The organism is Exiguobacterium sp. Helios (assembly GCF_014524545.1).
Classification (GTDB): Bacteria; Bacillota; Bacilli; order Exiguobacteriales; family Exiguobacteriaceae; genus Exiguobacterium_A.
Genome location: NZ_CP053557.1, coordinates 2,527,806 through 2,546,909, shown reverse-complemented (window position 1 = coordinate 2,546,909; position 19,104 = coordinate 2,527,806). Strand labels below are relative to the sequence as shown.

The 19,104-nt window shown below is 47.1% G+C and carries 17 protein-coding genes, 1 riboswitch and 1 other annotated feature; of the genes, 15 read left to right on the top strand and 2 right to left on the bottom strand.

Annotated elements, in window-relative coordinates:
- Window positions 1-170 precede the first annotated feature (170 nt).
- The 9 genes from HNY42_RS13220 to HNY42_RS13180 all read left to right on the top strand — a co-directional run bounded on the left by HNY42_RS13220 (window position 171) and on the right by HNY42_RS13180 (window position 10,181).
- On the top strand, window positions 171-2,396 hold the full coding sequence (locus HNY42_RS13220; RefSeq protein WP_370529001.1) for a ribonucleoside-diphosphate reductase subunit alpha: 2,226 nt from the start codon (window positions 171-173) through the stop codon (window positions 2,394-2,396).
- An 18-nt stretch (window positions 2,397-2,414) separates the two neighbouring features.
- Complete coding sequence (locus HNY42_RS13215; protein ID WP_131502123.1) at window positions 2,415-2,903, top strand: flavodoxin domain-containing protein; 489 nt, start codon at window positions 2,415-2,417, stop codon at window positions 2,901-2,903.
- Window positions 2,872-3,915, top strand: coding sequence for a ribonucleotide-diphosphate reductase subunit beta (locus tag HNY42_RS13210; RefSeq protein WP_114595190.1), 1,044 nt, complete (start codon window positions 2,872-2,874; stop codon window positions 3,913-3,915). Before HNY42_RS13215 ends, HNY42_RS13210 begins: the two co-directional genes overlap by 32 nt.
- A 378-nt stretch (window positions 3,916-4,293) precedes the next feature.
- On the top strand, window positions 4,294-4,686 hold the full coding sequence (gene yugI, locus HNY42_RS13205; RefSeq protein WP_014971071.1) for a S1 domain-containing post-transcriptional regulator GSP13: 393 nt from the start codon (window positions 4,294-4,296) through the stop codon (window positions 4,684-4,686).
- A 125-nt stretch (window positions 4,687-4,811) separates the two neighbouring features.
- A complete protein-coding gene (locus tag HNY42_RS13200; protein WP_131972364.1) occupies window positions 4,812-5,978 on the top strand; it encodes an iron-containing alcohol dehydrogenase in 1,167 nt (388 codons plus the stop codon).
- Between the two features lie 112 nt (window positions 5,979-6,090).
- Window positions 6,091-7,440 carry a glucose-6-phosphate isomerase gene (locus HNY42_RS13195; RefSeq protein WP_188004621.1) on the top strand — a complete coding sequence of 450 codons (1,350 nt, stop codon included), beginning with the start codon at window positions 6,091-6,093 and terminating at the stop codon, window positions 7,438-7,440.
- 131 nt (window positions 7,441-7,571) lie between these two features.
- A complete protein-coding gene (ytkD, locus tag HNY42_RS13190) occupies window positions 7,572-8,045 on the top strand; it encodes an RNA deprotection pyrophosphohydrolase (protein WP_114595193.1) in 474 nt (157 codons plus the stop codon).
- On the top strand, window positions 8,017-8,760 hold the full coding sequence (locus HNY42_RS13185; protein ID WP_188004620.1) for an alpha/beta hydrolase family protein: 744 nt from the start codon (window positions 8,017-8,019) through the stop codon (window positions 8,758-8,760). Before ytkD ends, HNY42_RS13185 begins: the two co-directional genes overlap by 29 nt.
- 167 nt (window positions 8,761-8,927) lie before the next feature.
- Complete coding sequence (locus tag HNY42_RS13180; RefSeq protein WP_188004619.1) at window positions 8,928-10,181, top strand: EAL and HDOD domain-containing protein; 1,254 nt, start codon at window positions 8,928-8,930, stop codon at window positions 10,179-10,181.
- Between the two features lie 57 nt (window positions 10,182-10,238).
- Here HNY42_RS13180 and pckA read toward each other — a convergent pair whose 3' ends face one another.
- A complete protein-coding gene (gene pckA, locus HNY42_RS13175; RefSeq protein ID WP_188004618.1) occupies window positions 10,239-11,807 on the bottom strand; it encodes a phosphoenolpyruvate carboxykinase (ATP) in 1,569 nt (522 codons plus the stop codon).
- 232 nt (window positions 11,808-12,039) lie between these two features.
- Window positions 12,040-12,166: riboswitch (SAM riboswitch) on the top strand.
- A gap of 127 nt (window positions 12,167-12,293) precedes the next feature.
- On the opposite strand from pckA, the gene metK reads away from it, so the two are divergent.
- The 3 genes from metK to HNY42_RS13160 all read left to right on the top strand — a co-directional run bounded on the left by metK (window position 12,294) and on the right by HNY42_RS13160 (window position 14,913).
- On the top strand, window positions 12,294-13,502 hold the full coding sequence (gene metK, locus HNY42_RS13170; RefSeq protein WP_114595196.1) for a methionine adenosyltransferase: 1,209 nt from the start codon (window positions 12,294-12,296) through the stop codon (window positions 13,500-13,502).
- 137 nt (window positions 13,503-13,639) lie between these two features.
- Entirely contained in the window at window positions 13,640-14,125 is a 486-nt protein-coding gene (locus HNY42_RS13165; RefSeq protein WP_114595197.1) for a GNAT family N-acetyltransferase, read from the top strand.
- A gap of 83 nt (window positions 14,126-14,208) precedes the next feature.
- Window positions 14,209-14,913: an alpha/beta fold hydrolase gene (locus HNY42_RS13160; RefSeq protein ID WP_131972368.1), complete on the top strand. Its 705-nt coding sequence runs from the start codon at window positions 14,209-14,211 to the stop codon at window positions 14,911-14,913.
- A 51-nt stretch (window positions 14,914-14,964) separates the two neighbouring features.
- Here the strand turns inward: HNY42_RS13160 and HNY42_RS13155 are convergent, their stop codons facing one another.
- A complete protein-coding gene (locus tag HNY42_RS13155) occupies window positions 14,965-15,555 on the bottom strand; it encodes a tRNA 5-(aminomethyl)-2-thiouridylate-methyltransferase MnmM (protein ID WP_131502117.1) in 591 nt (196 codons plus the stop codon).
- 178 nt (window positions 15,556-15,733) lie between these two features.
- On the opposite strand from HNY42_RS13155, the gene HNY42_RS13150 reads away from it, so the two are divergent.
- The 3 genes from HNY42_RS13150 to HNY42_RS13140 all read left to right on the top strand — a co-directional run bounded on the left by HNY42_RS13150 (window position 15,734) and on the right by HNY42_RS13140 (window position 18,816).
- Window positions 15,734-16,915 carry an MDR family MFS transporter gene (locus tag HNY42_RS13150; RefSeq protein WP_188004617.1) on the top strand — a complete coding sequence of 394 codons (1,182 nt, stop codon included), beginning with the start codon at window positions 15,734-15,736 and terminating at the stop codon, window positions 16,913-16,915.
- A gap of 162 nt (window positions 16,916-17,077) precedes the next feature.
- Window positions 17,078-18,109: a peptidoglycan bridge formation glycyltransferase FemA/FemB family protein gene (locus HNY42_RS13145; RefSeq protein ID WP_131502115.1), complete on the top strand. Its 1,032-nt coding sequence runs from the start codon at window positions 17,078-17,080 to the stop codon at window positions 18,107-18,109.
- A gap of 62 nt (window positions 18,110-18,171) precedes the next feature.
- The gene (locus HNY42_RS13140) at window positions 18,172-18,816 is read left to right on the top strand and encodes an HAD family hydrolase (RefSeq protein ID WP_131502114.1); all 645 of its coding nucleotides are present in this window, start codon (window positions 18,172-18,174) and stop codon (window positions 18,814-18,816) included.
- Window positions 18,817-18,855: 39 nt separating this feature from the next.
- Window positions 18,856-19,077, top strand: a binding site (T-box leader).
- The last annotated feature ends 27 nt before the right edge of the window (window positions 19,078-19,104 follow it).

Here is a 19,104-nt window from a genome sequence, read left to right as displayed (position 1 = left end):
CTGAAACGTCTATATATAGAGTGAAGATTGAATAACACTTTCTATATGTAGGGCGTCTTTTTTTAGTTTAGCGCATTTTTTACGGCAACGGAACCTATTTTAAAGTTAGAGAATGGGAGTGGTTCATAGTGGCATCTCCACTGAATACAGCACGCATCTATCAAGGTGCAATGACAATAGAAGATGTATATACGGTCATCCGTCAGATTACAGCATCATACTCGGAGCTCGACGTCGAGCGTTACACAGAACGCGCGATTCGGGCACTCGAAGGGAAGACGTTACAGGCGGATCAAGTCTATGAACTCTTAACCATGCATGCACTTGACATGTTGAAGGCAGAAGAACCGAACTGGACGTTTGTTGCGACAGCAACGTACTTGAACCGGTTGTATCTTGAAGCGAGTGAAAACCGCGGCTATGCAGCGGACGAACGGTACGGCTCGCTATATCACTTGATTGAAAAATTAACGGAGATTGGTATTTTCACACCCCACCTTCTGGAGACGTATTCGAAAGAAGAAGTCGAGGAACTTGCGGCATCGATTGACCCGTCACGTGATCATCTGTTCACGTATATCGGACTCCGGACATTATCCGACCGTTACTTAGCGCGCGACCACGTCAAGAAATTATACGAATTGCCGCAGGAACGTTTTATGATCATCGCGATGACACTCATGCAGACAGAACCAAAAGACCGCCGGATCGAGCTCGTCAAAGAGTCTTACTGGGCACTTTCGAATCTCTACATGACTGTTGCGACACCGACTTTATCGAATGCCGGTAAATCATACGGACAACTGTCATCATGCTTCATCGATACAGTCGATGATTCGTTGCGGGGTATCTATGATTCGAATACCGATGTTGCGACACTGTCAAAAGGCGGCGGCGGAATCGGTGTCTACATGGGGAAAATCCGTTCACGCGGGTCAGACATTAAAGGATTTAAAGGAGTTTCAAGCGGTGTCATTCCGTGGATGAAACAGTTGAACAACACAGCGGTCAGCGTCGATCAGCTCGGTATGCGCCAAGGTTCAATCGCCGTTTATCTCGATATTTGGCATAAAGATATTCTTGAGTTCCTCGATGCGAAATTGAACAACGGGGACGAACGGTTGCGGACACATGACTTGTTCACAGGCGTCAGCTTACCGGACCATTTCATGCGGACGGTCGAAGCGCGCGGTGACTGGTACTTGTTCGACCCGCACGAAATTCGGACGGTGATGGGCTTCAGCCTGGAAGATTCGTTTGATGAAACGGAACAAGGCGGCAGCTTCACGGAGAAATACACAGCGTGTGTCAATGAACCGCGTCTGAGCCGGACGAAAGTACCGGCGATTGATCTCGTCAAACGCTATATGCGTTCGCAGCTCGAAACAGGCACACCGTACATGTTCTTCCGTGATGCAGTAAACCGTGCCAACCCGAACAAACATGCGGGAATGATTTATTCGTCTAACCTCTGTTCGGAAATCATGCAAAACATGAGCCCGACGACTGTCACAGAAGAGTACACGGAAGACGGCAAAATCATCATCACGAAAACACCGGGCGATTTCGTTGTTTGTAACTTATCTTCGATTGCGCTTGCGCGTGCTGTCCGTGAAAATGTATTGGAACGGTTGATTCCGATTCAAATGCGGATGCTTGATAACGTCATCGATTTAAATACGATTGACGTGCCGCAAGCACAGATTACGAATCAAAAATACCGCGCCGTCGGTCTCGGAACATTCGGCTGGCATCATCTGCTCGCTCTCGAAGGCATCCGCTGGGAGTCGGTCGAGGCTGTTCAGTATGCCGATCGTCTTTACGAAAAAATTGCGTACTTGACGATTGATGCGTCGATGCAACTGGCGAAAGAAAAAGGCGCTTACCGTCTCTTTGAAGGATCGGAATGGCAGACAGGGGAATACATCGCCCGCCGTCACTACAAAACAACGGCTGAACTGAACTGGGATCGTCTGCAAGCCGACATCACAGAACACGGTATGCGAAATGCCTATCTGATGGCAGTCGCCCCGAACTCGTCGACGGCAATCATCGCCGGAAGTACGGCTTCGATCGATCCGATTTACAAGAAGGTTTATGCGGAAGAGAAGAAAAACTACAAGATTCCAGTCACAGTGCCCGATTTGACACCGGAAACGAACTGGTTCTATAAATCAGCGTTTGAGATTGATCAGCTTTGGAGCATCCGTCAAAATGCCTCACGCCAACGTCATATTGACCAAGCAATCAGCTTTAATCTCTACGTCAAAAACAGTGTCAAAGCAAAAGAGTTACTCGAGATGCACATGGAGGCATGGCAGCTGGGGATGAAGACGATTTACTACACACGTTCGACGACCGTCGAAATCGATGAATGTGAGTCGTGTTCATCATAAGAGAAGGAGGACGATATCATGAAGGCAGCAATCGTATATGCGTCAATGAGCGGAAATACAGAGGAGGTTGCGGAACTGATTGCAAAAGCATGTTCCGAAATGCAGGTCGAACCGACGATGATCTTTGCCGATGATGTGACGACGTATCAGCTGGTCCCTTATGATATCGTCTATTTTGGTTCGTACACCTGGGGAGACGGACAATTGCCGGATGAGATGCGGGATTGTCTGAAGCTGGTCTTAAAGGAAAGTCCGCACGCGATTCCGCAGGCGGCTGTCTTTGGGACGGGTGATAAAATGTTTGTCAAATATTGCCGCGCCGTCGATGAGATGGCGTATCATCTCGCGAAGTTCGGGGTACCGCTCGCAGGTGAATTACTCAAAATCGAACAATCGCCGCGAAACCGGCCGCACACGGTCAAAGAGTGGACACGCCGAACACTACTGCAATTACAGCAAGAGGGAGCCGAACAACATGGAACAACTACAAAAAATCAAACTGCTTGATGCCCGTCATCCAAATCGTGCGACAGCGATCATCGGTGGCGAGACAAGCTCGATCGTCAACTGGAACGACATCGCATATCCGCAGTTTTATTCGATCTATAAACAACTGTTATCGAACTTCTGGATTCCGGACGAAATTTCGATGTCAAAAGACATGCAACAGTGGAATCAATTGAGCGAGCGGGAACAGGATGCGTTTAAGCGGATCATCGGTCTGTTATCGATTCTTGACTCTGTCCAGACCCGCTATATCCTGGAGTCGGCAATGTTTACGTCAGACGCCTCGATTCATGCGATCCTCGCGATTGTGGCCCAACAGGAAGTCGTGCATAACCAATCGTACAGCTACGTGCTGTCGAGTCTCGTACCGTTGTCAGAACAAAACCGGATCTTCGACATCGCCAAAGATGATGACATGGTCATGAAGCGGAATGCTTTTATTCTGGATCTGTATGAAGATTTCCAAAACGACCGGACACCGGAAAACTTTGCGAAATCACTCGTCGCCTCAATCGTTCTTGAAGGAATCAACTTCTACTCCGGATTTGCGTTCTTTTATAACCTGGCGCGCCATCAGAAAATGGTCGGAACGTCGACGATGATCAGTTATATCCAACGCGACGAGTTGCAACACTCGTACTTCATCAGTCAGCTGTTACGTGCCGTCTTGACAGAACATCCGCAAATCGATGCCGACGGTTCATTCACGAAGTTCGTCTATGCCACATTCGAGCGTGCTGTTGATCTCGAAATCGAGTGGAGTGAATACGTGTTACGTGACTTGGACGGACTTGATGTCAGCGAGATGCGTGACTATGTCAAATACCTCGCCAACAAACGTCTCCGTGTCATCGGGCTCGACGATCTGTATGAAGGACATGATGAAGACGTCATGCCATGGATCCGGGCGTATTCCGACGACTCGATGAATGCGACGAAATCCGATTTCTTCGAGCAAAAATCACGGTCATATGCGAAAGTGACGGATGCAAACGGATTTGACGATTTGTAAGCCATTCCCGAATCTTTATTTTTTGATTGCTTCACCGTGAAATTTCCTTTACGCTAGGACAGGTGAGGTCATGCTCGACTCCTGCGGAAATACAAGTCAATCCTGACCCTGGAAGATGCATTGCATCTGAAGCGGCATGATGGCTTGTCCGCGGAAAGCGGGCAGACCGGACCTGTCCTTTTTGCGTGAAAAAGTAAGTTGAAACAAAAAAAGGGCCGGACTCGAAAAGTCCGGCAGAATCAGGGGGAATACTTGAAGTCTTGCTACTAATTTGTTCCCTGGTAAAATAAAAAATAAACAATTTGAAAAATATTTTTTACCATCCGTAAAAAGTATGTTATTATAAGTTGATGAATTTAGTTAGGGAGTGTATAAACTATGGCAAACTTTGAAAAAGACCAAGTCGTTACTGGTAAAGTAACTGGTATTCAAAACTTCGGTGCTTTCGTAGCACTTGACGAGCAAACACAAGGTCTCGTCCACATCTCAGAAATCTCACACGATTACGTAAAAGACATCAACGATTACGTAAAAGTTGGCGATGAAGTAACTGTTAAAGTTCTCGACATCGACGAAGCTAACAAAAAAATGAAGCTTTCGATCAAAGCAACACAGGAAGCTCCAAAACGCGAAGCACGCGCTAAAGGCCCACGCAAAAACACTGGCCGTCGCGATGCAGGTCCTGCTTTCAAACAAGAAGAAGCTCCTGGCTTCAACGTGTTAAAAGGCAAATTGGAAGAATGGATTGAAAAATCAAACTTCCAAAAATAAGATTTTGAAAGGGAATCGACATCGGTCGGTTCTCTTTTTTTGCGTTATAAGCATTAAAATAGATGCAAAAGGGGAATGTGTGGATAATGTAAGGTGTTCATTACTTATCAAGGGGGCAACACACAATGGAAAACTTCGAATATCGTAATCCAACGAAACTTATTTTTGGTGACGGTCAAGTCAACAAAATCAAAGACGAATTGAAAGCTTTAGATGCTAAAAAAGTCATGCTCGTATTTGGCGGCGGCAGTATCAAACGTAATGGTGTCTATGATGACGTCACGCGCGAACTCAATGCGGCAGGAATCGAATACGTCGAATGCGACGGCGTCGAACCAAATCCACGCATCGAGACAGCAGAACGCGGTATTAAAATCGCACGTGAAGCTGGCGTTGACGCATTGCTCGCTCTTGGTGGCGGTTCTGTCATCGACTGCACGAAATTAATCGCTGCAGGTATCCCTTACGAGGGTGAAGCATGGGATCTCGTCATCGGTAAAGCGACACCTGAAACAGTGATCCCGTTTGGAACAGTCTTGACGCTCGCTGCGACAGGTTCAGAAATGAACTCAGGTTCTGTTATCACGAACTGGAAGACACAAGAGAAATACGGTTGGGGCAGCCCGTTGACGTTCCCGACATTCTCAATCCTTGATCCAAAGTACACTGTCAGCGTTCCGAAAGATCAAACGATTTACGGAATCGTCGACATGATGAGTCATTGCCTCGAGCAATATTTCCACACGGCGCATGCACCGGTTCAAGAGCGGATGACGGAAGGTGTCATGAAAGCAGTCGTTGAAGCTGCACCGAAACTTGTCAACGATCTTGAAAACGTTGAACTCCGCGGTACGATCCTGTTTGCCGGTACGATGGCACTCAACGGTGTTCTTCAAATGGGTGCACGCGGCGACTGGGCGTCACACAACATTGAGCACGCGGTCTCAGCGGTTCACGACATCCCGCATGCAGGCGGTCTGGCGATTCTCTTCCCGAACTGGATGCGTCATGTTCTTGATGAGTCAAACGCACACCGTTTCGTTACGCTCGGTGAAAACGTCTTTGATGTCGATACGACAGGTAAATCAGAAATGGAAGCAGCACACGCTACAATCGATGCAATCAGTGCATTCTGGACATCACTTGGTGCACCAAACCGCCTTGCGGATTATGACATCAAAGAAGAAACGGTCGATTCAATCGTGAAGTCAGCGATGACACGTGGAGACTTTGGTAACTTCAAATCACTTGGCAACGAAGATGTTCGTCAAATCGTAACAGCTGCTTTGTAAGCGTCATAACATTTGCTAATCTTTTCACAAAAGACTTGAACGACCTTCCTTCTTGCGTTTTAATGAAAAGGAAGGTCGCATTTGTTTGCGAATGAATAAGGAGGACGAGTGAATGACAACGGTACGTTTTGATTATTCGAAGGCCCTACAATTCGTAGGACAACATGAAGTGGACTATATGGCGGATACGGTAAAAACATTACACGGAGCAATCCACAACGGCACAGGTGCCGGCAGCGATTTCTTAGGATGGGTCGATTTACCGACAAACTATGACAAAGCGGAATTTGAAAAAATTCAGGCGGCGGCTGAAAAAATCAAGTCGGATTCAGATGTCTTGTTAGTCGTCGGGATCGGCGGATCGTATCTCGGAGCACGTGCTGCAATTGAGATGCTCGGTCATTCGTTCCACAACTTACTGTCAAAAGACGAGCGGAAAGCACCGCAAATCATTTATGCCGGACATAACATTTCTTCGACGTACTTACACGATTTGTTCCAAGTACTTGAAGGAAAAGATGTTTCGGTCAACATCATCTCAAAATCAGGGACAACGACGGAACCAGCGATTTCATTCCGTCTCCTGAAAACATTTATGGAAGACAAGTACGGTAAAGCCGGAGCGAAGGACCGGATTTATGCGACGACGGATAAAGCACGTGGTGCCCTGAAGACACTTGCTGACTCGGAAGGATACCAGACGTTTGTGATTCCGGATGACGTTGGCGGTCGTTTCTCTGTCTTGACACCGGTTGGTTTATTACCGATTGCAGCTGCCGGCATTTCGATTGAAGACTTGATGGCAGGTGCGCGTGATGCGCAAGTTCAGTTCTCAAATGAGAACTTGGCGGAAAACGAAGCGTACCAGTACGCGGTCGTTCGAAACGCATTATATGCGAAAGGAAAAACAATCGAGTTGCTCGTCAACTATGAACCTGCTTTACACTATGTGTCGGAGTGGTGGAAACAGTTGTACGGAGAGTCAGAAGGAAAAGACTTTAAAGGGATCTTCCCGGCAGCAGTCGACTTCTCAACGGATCTTCACTCGATGGGACAATACGTTCAAGAAGGACGTCGTGATTTGTTCGAAACGGTCATCAAAGTCGGACAAGCGCGTCATACCTTGACGATTGAAAAAGATGCACAGGATTTGGACGGCTTAAACTTCCTTGAAGGCAAGTCGATTCAATTCGTCAACGACAAGGCAGCAGAAGGAACGTTGCTTGCCCACACAGATGGACAAGTTCCGAACCTGACAGTTGAGTTGCCGGAGATGACACCGTATCATCTCGGATTCTTGTTCTACTTCTTTGAAAAGGCATGTGCAATGAGTGGATACCTGCTTGGTGTCAACCCATTCGATCAGCCGGGTGTGGAAGCGTACAAGAAAAACATGTTTGCCTTGCTTGGTAAACCTGGATTTGAAGCAGAAAAAGCAGAGCTTGAAGCTCGCTTGAAATAAGAAGCCGGACATCTCTCGATTCAGAGGGATGTCTTTTTTTGTCATTCTGGCAAATTCCTACGCACTTTCACTTTTAGAATGCTTTCGAAACAGGTAAAGTGAAGAGAGAAGAAGAAATGAGGTGCACGCACGTGATTACGTTTTTAGATTATTATCAAAATCGGGTTGAACTGAGTTTTGAGGACCATCCGTTTTCAGTCCATCCGCTTCATGTCTGGGTCATTGCCGTGTACGAAGGGAAATGGTTACTGACACATCATAAGCAACGGGGCTACGAATTTCCGGGTGGAAAGGTCGAACCGGGGGAAACGGCCGAGGAAGCAGCGCACCGGGAAGTCATGGAAGAGACAGGGGGACATATCGAACGTCTCCAGTACATCGGACAATACCGGGTTGAAGGTCGGGGGGATACGATCATCAAGAATATCTACTTCGCCGAAATCGCATCCTTGGTGCCGCATCTTGCTGTCGATGAGACGGACGGTGCCTATTTACTAGACGATATCCCGAAACGTTTAGATACGAACCGCCAATACAGCTTCATGATGAAGGACCGTGTCCTTCCGGAGACTCTTCGTGTACTCGCCGAACGCCGACTGGTTTGAGCTCCCCCGCCAGGGACCGTTTCGTACCTTTCGGGTCTTTTATGAAACATCCGACGGAGAACGGGTCGGGGCGTACATCATCTTACCGGTTCGGGCGAACGGACAAGGTCTCTTGTATTTACGTGGTGGGACACGTAATATCGGCATGGTTCGGCCGACCCGCTTAATGCAGTTCGCGCAAGCCGGTTATTTGGTCATGGCTCCTTTTTATCGCGGTAACTTAGGGGGGACCGGAAAAGAAGATTTTGGACAACGGGATATCCTTGACGCCATCAGTGCTTTTGATTGGCTCGATCAATATGTCGAGCGGACATCGGTATTTGGCTTTTCCCGCGGCGGTCAGATGGCGCTTTTACTGGCGCATCATCGTGAAGTCGCCCGGACAGTTTCCTGGGCCGGCGTGACGAATTTGATTTGGACGTATGAAGAACAACGGACGATGCAAAAAATGCTCAGACGATTTACCGGTGGCGTTCCAGAGCAACGGCTGGAGGCATATCGCGTCCGGTCACCACTCTATTTTCCGCCGCAAGGAGACGTCTTATTGATTCATGGATTGTACGATCAAAACGTTCGGTTGCGGCATGCGACGAACTATGCAGCCCGCTATCCGGAAAAGACCCGTTTATGGGTATATCAATATGCGCATCAATTTCCAATCCATCAAAAAATGCTTGTGACGAAACAAGTCATCGATTGGATGTTATCCAAGTAAAAGGATTCGTGAAAACATCTCAGTGCCTCGCATTGAGATGTTTTTTTCTCCAAATGATGGGAACATTGATATGTTTTAAAAAAGAGATTTTTTAAGGGAAAACGATATTTGATATACTAGAACATATAAAATAAGCCAGATTAACGGATTTAGAAGGGATATATGAGATGGAAATCTTACTTGCGCGACAACCGATTGTAGACCGGTTTGGTTCGATTGACGCTTTTGAACTGCTCTATCGTTCCGTTGAAACACCTGCAGTGTTTGATGGTGACTTGGCAACGATGGATGTATTGACGAATACACTGATTCATTTGGGAGTAGACCGTGTAGCAGAAGGGAAACGATTATTCATTAATTTCACAGGCGATCTGTTACAGTCTGAGCTGATCGATCACTTGGATCCGACCCGATTCGTGATTGAAGTGTTAGAGACGGTTCACATTGATGCTGCTATGCTCCTGACGTTGCAGAAGTGGAAAGAAGCAGGCTTCGTATTGGCACTGGATGATTTCGTAACCGATCTGTTGCGTCATCATGGGGCAGAGCTGTTTGATCTGATTGATTTGATTAAAATTGATATCGAAGCCATCAACCCACGCGAACAAAGTGCAATCTTACATATTTTAAAGCGGAATTATCCGCATATGCGCTTTTTGGCAGAACGGGTCGAAACACATGAAGATCATACGCGAAGCCTTGAGATGGGATATGACTGGTTTCAAGGATACTTTTATGCCAAACCGATGCTGATGAAAGGGAAGGCGGTTCCTCCGCAAGTACCTGTCCTGTTGAAGATGCTGAAGTGGTTGGATACAGACGATCATTATGAGGACGTCGTCGATGAAATCGAAGGAAATCCTTACATCAGTGTACAAGTACTGCAATTAATCAATTCTCCGGGAATCGGTCTTCGGAACACCGTCAGTTCCGTCCGACAAGCGATTTCCTTACTTGGATTTTCGCAATTAAAGAGCTGGATTTCGTTAATCGTTTTGCGTGAAATGAAACTCGCAAGTCCGTACAGGTGGTCGGATGAATTGTTACGTTCATCTTTGCATTGTGCAAAGCTGTGTGAACTGTTTGCGACGGAAACGAAGACCTTGAAAGCAGAGAGCGCTTATATGATTGGATTACTGTCTCATATTGATGCATTACTCTCAGTCGATATTGATGAAATCATTGATCAGCTTCCGATTGAACCGGCTTTGAAAAACGTCTTACAAGGTGATGATCATCCGTTTCGGGATTGCCTGCTCCTTGCGATCAGCGCAGACCGGGGAGAGTTCGAACGGTTCGAGATGCTGAGCAATCGATTCGGGATTGCGAAGCACCGCGCTTATGAATTATTAAAAGAAAGCCAAGTTTGGCTTTCTCAAAAAGAGCTTCATTTACAAGATAAGACAGATTCAATCGTCTAACATAAAAGGTTGAGCATCCGTTAAGGAGCTCAACCTTTTTGGTATCATCAATCATTTTTAAACGCGGGGACCGGCTGCTTTGATGGCATCCGTCGCACTTTCGAAACGTGCAAAGTTCTGCGTGAACTTTTGCGCGAGTGCAGTCGCTTGTTGTTCGTAAACAGATGAATCCGCCCATACCTTGACCGGATTGAGTAAATCAGTCGGAACACCGGGTACTTCAATCGGCATATGCAGACCGAAAATCGGATGTTCTTCTGTCGGGATGTCTGCGAGCAGGCCGTTGACGGCTGCATTGACCATCGTCCGTGTATACGAAAGTTTCATCCGGCTGCCGGTACCATAAGCCCCACCGGTCCAACCGGTGTTGACGAGATAAACGGTGACGCCGTGGCGATCAATCAGTTCCCCGAGCATCGTCGCATATTTTTCTGGAATCAACGGCAGGAACGGGGAACCGAAGCAGGTCGAAAACGTTGCTTCCGGTTCCGTGACACCACGCTCTGTGCCGGCAAGTTTAGATGTATAACCTGACAAGAAGTGATACATCGCTTGTTCTTTTGTCAGTTTACTGATCGGAGGCAGTACACCGTAAGCATCTGCTGTCAGGAAGACAATCGTTTTCGGATGACCGGCGCGTGACGGGATGGCGATATTCTCGATTGCTGTGATCGGGTAAGCCGCACGCGTATTTTCCGTCAGTGAGGTATCATCATAATCCGGAATCCGGGTGTCGTCGAGGACGACGTTTTCAAGAACGGTTCCGAAGCGGATGGCGTCAAAGATTTGTGGTTCTTTTTCGCGTGACAAGTTGACCGTTTTCGCATAGCAGCCACCTTCGATGTTGAAGACACCGTCATGGGACCAACCGTGTTCATCGTCGCCGATCAATTGACGGCTCTCATCTGCAGACAGTGTGGTCTTACCAGTCCCGGATAGTCCGAAGAATAACGCGACATCCCCTTCGTGTCCAACGTTAGCGGAACAGTGCATCGACAACACTTCTTGTTGTGGTAAGAGATAGTTCATGACCGAGAAAATTGATTTTTTAATTTCTCCGGCGTACTCTGTACCACCGATCAAGACAATACGGTGTTCGAAAGACATCGCGATGAATGTCTCCGAGTTTGTCCCGTCGACCGCCGGATCCGCTTTAAAATGTGGTGCGTAGACGACCGTAAATGGTTCAAAGGCCGCAACCGTAGGATATTCGCGTAAGAATAGCTGTTTCGCAAACAAATTATGCCAAGCATATTCGGTTACGACGCGCACTGGAAGGGTGAAATGCGTATCGGCACCAGCAGCAGCTTCTGTGTAGTAAAGTTGATCTGCTTCGTTCATATAACGAAGAACTTTTTGTAACAGTTGCTCGAATTTGTCCGATTCCATTGGTTGATTGACATGACCCCAATCGATATGCATCTCACACGATTGATCACGGACGATGAACTTGTCTTTCGGTGAACGACCTGTAAATTTCCCCGTTTCTACAGACAAAGCACCATTTTCTGCAAGAACTCCTTCTTTGTTGCGAATCGCATGTTCGACTAGTTCAGCAACGGACAGTTGTTTGAACACATGCTCCTTCTTGAGTAGCTCTTCGATATTCAGGACCGTCATCGGCATCCTGACCCCACCTTTCCCCTACGTTGGTTTTAGCTCTACTATTAGTGTGGCACATTTATTATATATGACATACTAATGATAGGGCAATCATTTTCCTGCGCTGATTTCTATTTATCTGGAAACGCTTTCAGCATTAACAGTTTAACATCTCTTCCGAAATTTTTCGACTAGAAATTAAAACGTTGCTTGACAGAGTGAGCACAAGTTTATATCATGTAATTCGTAACGGATACTCTTATTCTGAGCAGGTGGAGGGAACAAGGCCCGAAGAAACCCGGCAACCGTCTTATATTAATTTCATCATTAATGTAGGAAAAGGTGCTCTCCTGAAGCGAAGTAAACACTTCGAACGATAAGAGGGTAAAGGAAGAACGCACAACCTTTCCCTGACCATTTTTGGACATGGAAAGGTTTTTTTCATTTTACCGTCCCACTCAACTAGGGGAAATGAGTACACCGTCAAATTCTTTTTTGGGAGGGTCAAACATGACAAACCTTAATCGCCGACTATTTACGTCGGAATCAGTAACTGAAGGTCACCCGGATAAAATCTGTGACCAGATTTCGGATTCAATTTTGGATGCAATTCTTGCAGCCGATCCAAACGCACGTGTTGCGGCAGAAACTTCTGTCACGACAGGACTCGTATTAGTAGCTGGAGAAATCACGACATCAACTTACGTGGATATCCCGAAAGTCGTTCGTGAAACTATTCGTGAAATCGGCTATACACGCGCTAAATACGGTTTCGATGCAGACACTTGTGCTGTATTGACATCAATCGATGAGCAGTCAGCAGACATCGCTCTCGGTGTGGACCAAGCGCTTGAAGCACGCGAAGGAAACATGTCCGATGAAGAAATCGATGCGATCGGAGCAGGAGACCAAGGTCTGATGTTCGGTTATGCAACGAAAGAAACACCGGAACTCATGCCACTTCCAATCTCGCTTTCACACAAACTGGCTCGTCGTTTGGCAGAGGTCCGCAAAACGGGGCAACTCGATTACCTCCGTCCGGATGGTAAAACGCAAGTTACGGTTGAATACAACGAGAACAATGAACCTGTTCGCGTCGATACAATCGTCATCTCGACACAACATGCAGAAGAAGTGACGCTTGAGCAAATTCAAGCTGATCTGAAAGAACATGTCATCGCACCGGTCATCCCGGCAGAGTACATCGATGCAGACACAAAATTCTTCATCAACCCGACTGGTCGTTTCGTCATCGGCGGACCACAAGGAGATGCAGGGTTGACAGGTCGTAAAATCATCGTTGATACGTATGGCGGATATGCACGTCACGGCGGTGGAGCGTTCTCTGGTAAAGATCCAACGAAAGTCGACCGTTCAGCTGCTTACGCAGCACGTTATGTCGCGAAAAACCTGGTTGCATCTGGTCTTGCGGACAAAGCAGAAGTTCAACTTGCTTACGCAATCGGTGTGGCGCACCCGGTTTCAATCGCAGTCGATACGTTCGGTACAGGAAAACTTCCTGAAGCGCAACTAGTTGAATTAATCGCAGAAAACTTTGATCTCCGTCCTGCAGGGATCATCAAGATGCTTGATCTCCGCCGTCCGATTTATCGTCAGACAGCAGCTTATGGTCACTTCGGTCGTACAGACATCGAATTACCATGGGAGCAAACAGATAAAGCCGCTACTCTTGAAGAGCAGGCAAAACGTTTCGCATAATCCTGAGTTCAGAAACTCCCTTTTAAGGGTGTTTCTGAACTTTTTTTGTTTCTCCGGAACTTTGCAGGGAAACGACTGAAATTTCTAGAAAAGGGTAAAAGAACATGAGCCTGTAAAAGGAAAAGGGGGATTTCGGTATGGAGATACGCGAAGCAGTTCCGGCTGATGCAGCACGCATTCATGATATTGCGCTCACGTCCTGGATGGACACATATGAGGAAATCTATTCAGAGCGTTCGAAAGCCCATTTCGTACAAGAAGCGTACCCGCAGGAAGAAGTGGTCCGAGCAATCCGGACAGCGGAAGAAGCACGTGGAGAATACTTCAATGTCGGACTGATCGACGGGGAAATCGTCGGTTTTATCCACGCCATCGATGTGGATGGAACGTGGGAAATCGTCCGGCTGTATGTCTTGCCGAAATACCAGCAAAACGGAATCGGACGCCGGCTGATCCGCGAACTGGAATTGCAAGGGGCGTCTCCGATTGAAGTGTATGTTGAATCCCGAAACTATAAAGCCCGTCACTTTTTGACTTCATACGGATTTAAGGAAATCAGCGAGACGACAGAGGAAGTCTTCGGACAGGTGGAACCTGTGACGCGACTACAACGTATATATTAAAGAAACGGAATCCGACTTAAGGCGGTTTGGCTGAAGTCGGATTTGTTGCATACTAAACAGATATCGAATGAAGAGGTGAGTTTGTGGTAGAACAACCAACCGGAGTGATCGTTCTTGTATATCCACTCCAATTACGTGCCCGGCCAAGTGAAGCACTGATTCGTGTCTTAGAGCACGAATATGAGGTCCTCTTGGTCGACGCACCCCGTCGTGTATCGTTTGAAGAACATCAACAGTTATTAAAAGAAGCACTACGCGAAGCCGGTAAGCGGAAATTACCGATTCATATCATTGCCTGCAGTATGGGAGCGCTTGTCGTCAACCGACTGCTTCAAGAATATGAGTTGCCGATGGCGAGCCTGACGTTTATCTCGCCGTTATTTGATTGGCACAATTCCAAGCAATTGGGAGGCGTCAAACAAGTCTTCGCGAGTGCCTTCGACCGGTTCCGTCCGGATGCTCCGCTTGGGACATTACCGTTCGGACAAAATAATGAGGATGCTGCTCGTCTCGGTGAACTGACGTACGCTGAATATCGTGAGATTGAAGAAGAAATTGTCATCCATGATGAAGAACGTAAGAAACTGCCGCGGGTCCAACTCGCTTGTTTTTATGCGCCGGACGATCAGTTTGCTGACGTCAAGTTGACGCTTGAGGTATGCCGGAAAATGGGTGGGGACCAGATTTATCTGCAACGTCTGCACGGGTTCCCGCACTTCAGTTTCGAACGCTTGAACACACGGTTTGCTGAAAAGTTGTTGCTGTTCCTGAAATTAGTGGAAGATTAATATGTTTTAAAAAGAGGGGTGCCGTCGCATACGACGGCACTCCTCTGTTGTTTAATCGAGTATTTGTTTTTTTAATTTTTTTTCAATCGCAACGATGAACGGCGGATTATTTTGCTGATTCAAGAAACGGTACTGCAAGACGGCATAATCCTGTTGGGGGAGGGATGAAACATGCTCCAGCACTGCATCACGTTCGCGGCGTCCTTCCAAGTGACCGTGATAAATCACGAGGACAACCAGACCACCGGGGACGAGGACCGGAAGAAGGGCCCGGAGTGCCTCTAGCGTTTCTTCTCCTGTCGTCGTGACGGATTTATCGCTTCCCGGTAAGTAACCAAGATTAAATACTCCGGCACGAATCGGACGTTGTTCAGCAAATAACCGAGCGCCGACATGGATATGACTTTCGTGATACAAATCGACCCAATCGAAGACGTGAGCCGCCTGCAACCGACGGGTCGTTTCTTCGATTGCCTGCTCCTGGACATCAAAAGCGATGACCCGTCCGCCCGGTCCGACCTGTTCAGCAAGGAAATGCGTATCATGACCGTTCCCCGCAGTCATATCGACGACGCAATCCCCTTCATGGATGACTGATTCCAACAATTCTTTGGCATAAGGTAACACACGTGCAAGTGACATGGCAAAAACTCCTCTTTTTGATTGATATGCTCTATTTTTTTCTAAGTACCCGCAAAATCGACCCTTTAGTTAATTGTATCATTTTTCCGATTGTTCGTTTAAATCGAAGTTCCTTGACAGACGACAGAATAATTTCGTAAAGTGGCAAGGTTGGAAACTACATTGGAGGATACTTACCATGCCGAAATTACCTCGCGCGGTCTGGATTCTGGTATTGGCGATGGCAATCAATACGACAGGGTCCTCTTTTTTATGGCCGTTTAATACATTATACATTCATGACTATTTAGGGGAGTCGATGACGAAGGCCGGAATGGCCTTATTCGTCAACTCGGCTCTCGCCATCATCGGGAACTACATTGGTGGAAAAGCATTTGATCGGTTAGGTGGGAAACGCACACTTGTCATCAGTGTCATCGGACTCGTCCTTGCCTCAATCGGACTTTGGATGTTCCATCAGACTTTCACCGGTTATGTTCTGATGCTGGGATTAATCGGATTCGTCGGCGGAATGGTTTTTCCGACCATCTATGCTCTGACCGGTGTGATCTGGCCGGAAGGCGGGAGACGGGCGTTTAACGCAATCTATGTTGCTCAAAACGTCGGTGTGGCGCTCGGAACTGCTATCAGTGGGCAAATTGCGGCGATTGATATCCAATTCATCTTCATCGCAAATCTGATACTGTACTTGTTGTTTGCTGTGGTTCTGTTGGTAGGATTGAATTGGATTCAGGTCCATCCAATCAGACGTCAATCGATGTCGGCAAGCGAGGAAGTGCGGGAACCTCTCTCACGGAGTTCTGTCCGGACGATGTTGTATGTCTCGATTGGTTATGCACTGTTATGGTTTGTGTATGTTCAATGGCAGGGAACGTTTGCCGTGCATACAAAGTCACTTGGAGTAACAATTTCCGAGTATTCGATTTTATGGACGATCAACGGGGCGCTAATTGTGTTTGCACAACCGTTATTGACACCCGTCTTACGATGGTTTGGAGACGATTTGAAACGTCAGTTACTGACGGGGACAGGGATTTTTCTTTTGTCCTATGCCATCGTTCCCTTTGCGGGCGGATTCAAAATGTTTTTAGTGGCGATGACCATCTTGACGATTGGTGAGATGTTCATTTGGCCGGCAGTTCCTGCAATGGCAGCGCGCTTGGCTCCGATTGGTAAAGAAGGTGAGTTTCAGGGATACGTCAATATCGCCGCTTCGGCAGGCCGGATGATCAGTCCGACCGTCGGGGGACTGATTTATGATTTATCCGGTATGAATGCCGTGTTCCTGACGTTGATCGGATTGATTCTGGTGGCAGGATTCACATTCATTCGTGCTATACCAAGTAAGGCGATAAAATAAGTTCGAAAGACAGACGCGGTCGTTTGATGCCGCCATCTGTCTTTTTTTGAGGACGCATAATAAACATGTAAAATGGGTATTCAATTAAAAGGAAAATATTAATTGATTAACCAAATTAAAGAAAAAATATGTTTGACGTGTCGTGTGCCGGAGGTGTAAAAGATGAGGCAATGTATTTTCGTTGAAGATCAGCTGACTTGGACATCACTTGTCGAAAATAAATCACTTGATATTTTTTATAGCTATGAATACGTCCGTTTAAATGCACGGGCCGATGAAACGGCGGGACTGGTTTATTTTCAAGGTGCGTCAGGCGAACTGTTTTATCCTTTTTTGAAGAGGCGTATTTTCGACACCGAGTATTTTGATATGATTACACCTTATGGTTATGGAGGTCCGGAAGTTGTTGGTGAACTGACGTTGGAAGAACTGGCAGATGCCAAGCGTTCTTTTCGGCAATGGGCCATGCGTCACAAAATTGTCTCGGAGCTGATTCGGTTTAATCCATTGACGGAAAATCAAAAACGGATAGCGGATTGGACGAAAACGGAATTCATCCGCCACACGACGAGCATCGATCTTCGGCCAACCGTGGAAGAAATCATGCAAACGTTTCATAAGAAAAACCGGAGTATGATCCGGAAGTCATTGGCGTCAGAGCTGACAGTCCGTCGGGGATCAAAAGAAGATTTGCCAACTTTTATCCGTCTTTATTACCAAACGATGGACCGGAAAGATGCCTCTTCCCATTACTATTTTACACCTGAATACTTTGAACAACTGTTTCAGCCGACACAGCTGTGTGAACCGTTATTGTTGATTGCCGAGTGGAGAGGGGAAGCCGTCGGTGGTTATTTCGTATTGCTTGGACAAGAGTATGCACACGGACATTTGATTGGATGTCAACGGGATGAACATAAACTGTTTCCGAATCAGCGACTGGAATATGAGGCGATCTTACATTCCAAGACGGCAGGGATGGTCGAACAACATTTAGGCGGCGGATATAAGGAACGGGACAGTCTGTTTGAAAGCAAGTGCCGTTACACAGGATACCGGATGTTTGAATACCACCAAGGAAAAACGATTCTTCTGCCTCATGTCTATGAAAAATTGTGCCAACGCTATGGAAGTGATCAAGACGTAGACTATTTCCCGGAATACCGCTACCAAGAGACGGTTTTAGCGACATGAATCCACCTGATCGTCTGCGGATGATCAGGTTTTTTGGTAGGCTGATAGCAGGAGGGGAAAAAATGAAAAAAACAGGTCTGATTTTTGATATGGATGGTGTCATTCTCGACAGTGAAATTCAATATTTTAAAGTCCACCAACACATGTTTAAGACGTTATCTATCCCGCTCGATCATACGCAGTATGCGACATTCATGGGGAAAACAGGAGACGAGATGTGGGAAGAACTGATTACACAACATGAGTTACCTCACTCTACGGAAGCATTACTGGCACTCGAACATGAATTATTCCAGCAACACGCGAAGCCGGAAGCATGCGGCCTAAAAGACGGAGTCAAAGAATTGATGGAACTGGCCCGCATGGAAGGATACCGGATTGCGATTGCTTCTTCCAGTTCACTTGAAAAAATCACACGCGTCATCACGCATTATGGATTGACGGTCGATGCGTACACGAGCGGATTTGAAGTCCCGCGGTCGAAGCCGGATCCGGCGATTTTCCGCTTGGCGGCGCAACGGATTGATCAAGCACCGGAGGCTTGTATCGTGATTGAAGATGCAGCGAACGGGATGATCGGGGCGAAGGAAGCAGGAATGGAAGTCATCGCCTTGCTGGATGAACGGATGCCGGCACAAATCCTGCATCACGCGGACCACGTCGTCTCGTCGCATGCGGCAATCGGAGAAATTTTACGGAACCGTTGACGATAAGGGAAGATTCAGCTTACACTAACACATAGATAGTCCATTGCGACGAACTGAAGTAGTAAGGGAGTCATTCCGTTTAGAGAGCTGGTGATCGGTGCAAACCAGTCGGAATCGTCCGTGAACTCGTCAGGGAGCATGATTCGTGAAATCAAGTAGCGAACTCCGGTCCTTCACACCGTTATCCGTGAATCAAGTGGTCTGCTTCAGCAGACAACGTGGGTGGTACCGCGGGAGACAAACCGGTCTTTCGTCCCTATTCCTAGGGGCGGAGACCGGTTTTTTGTA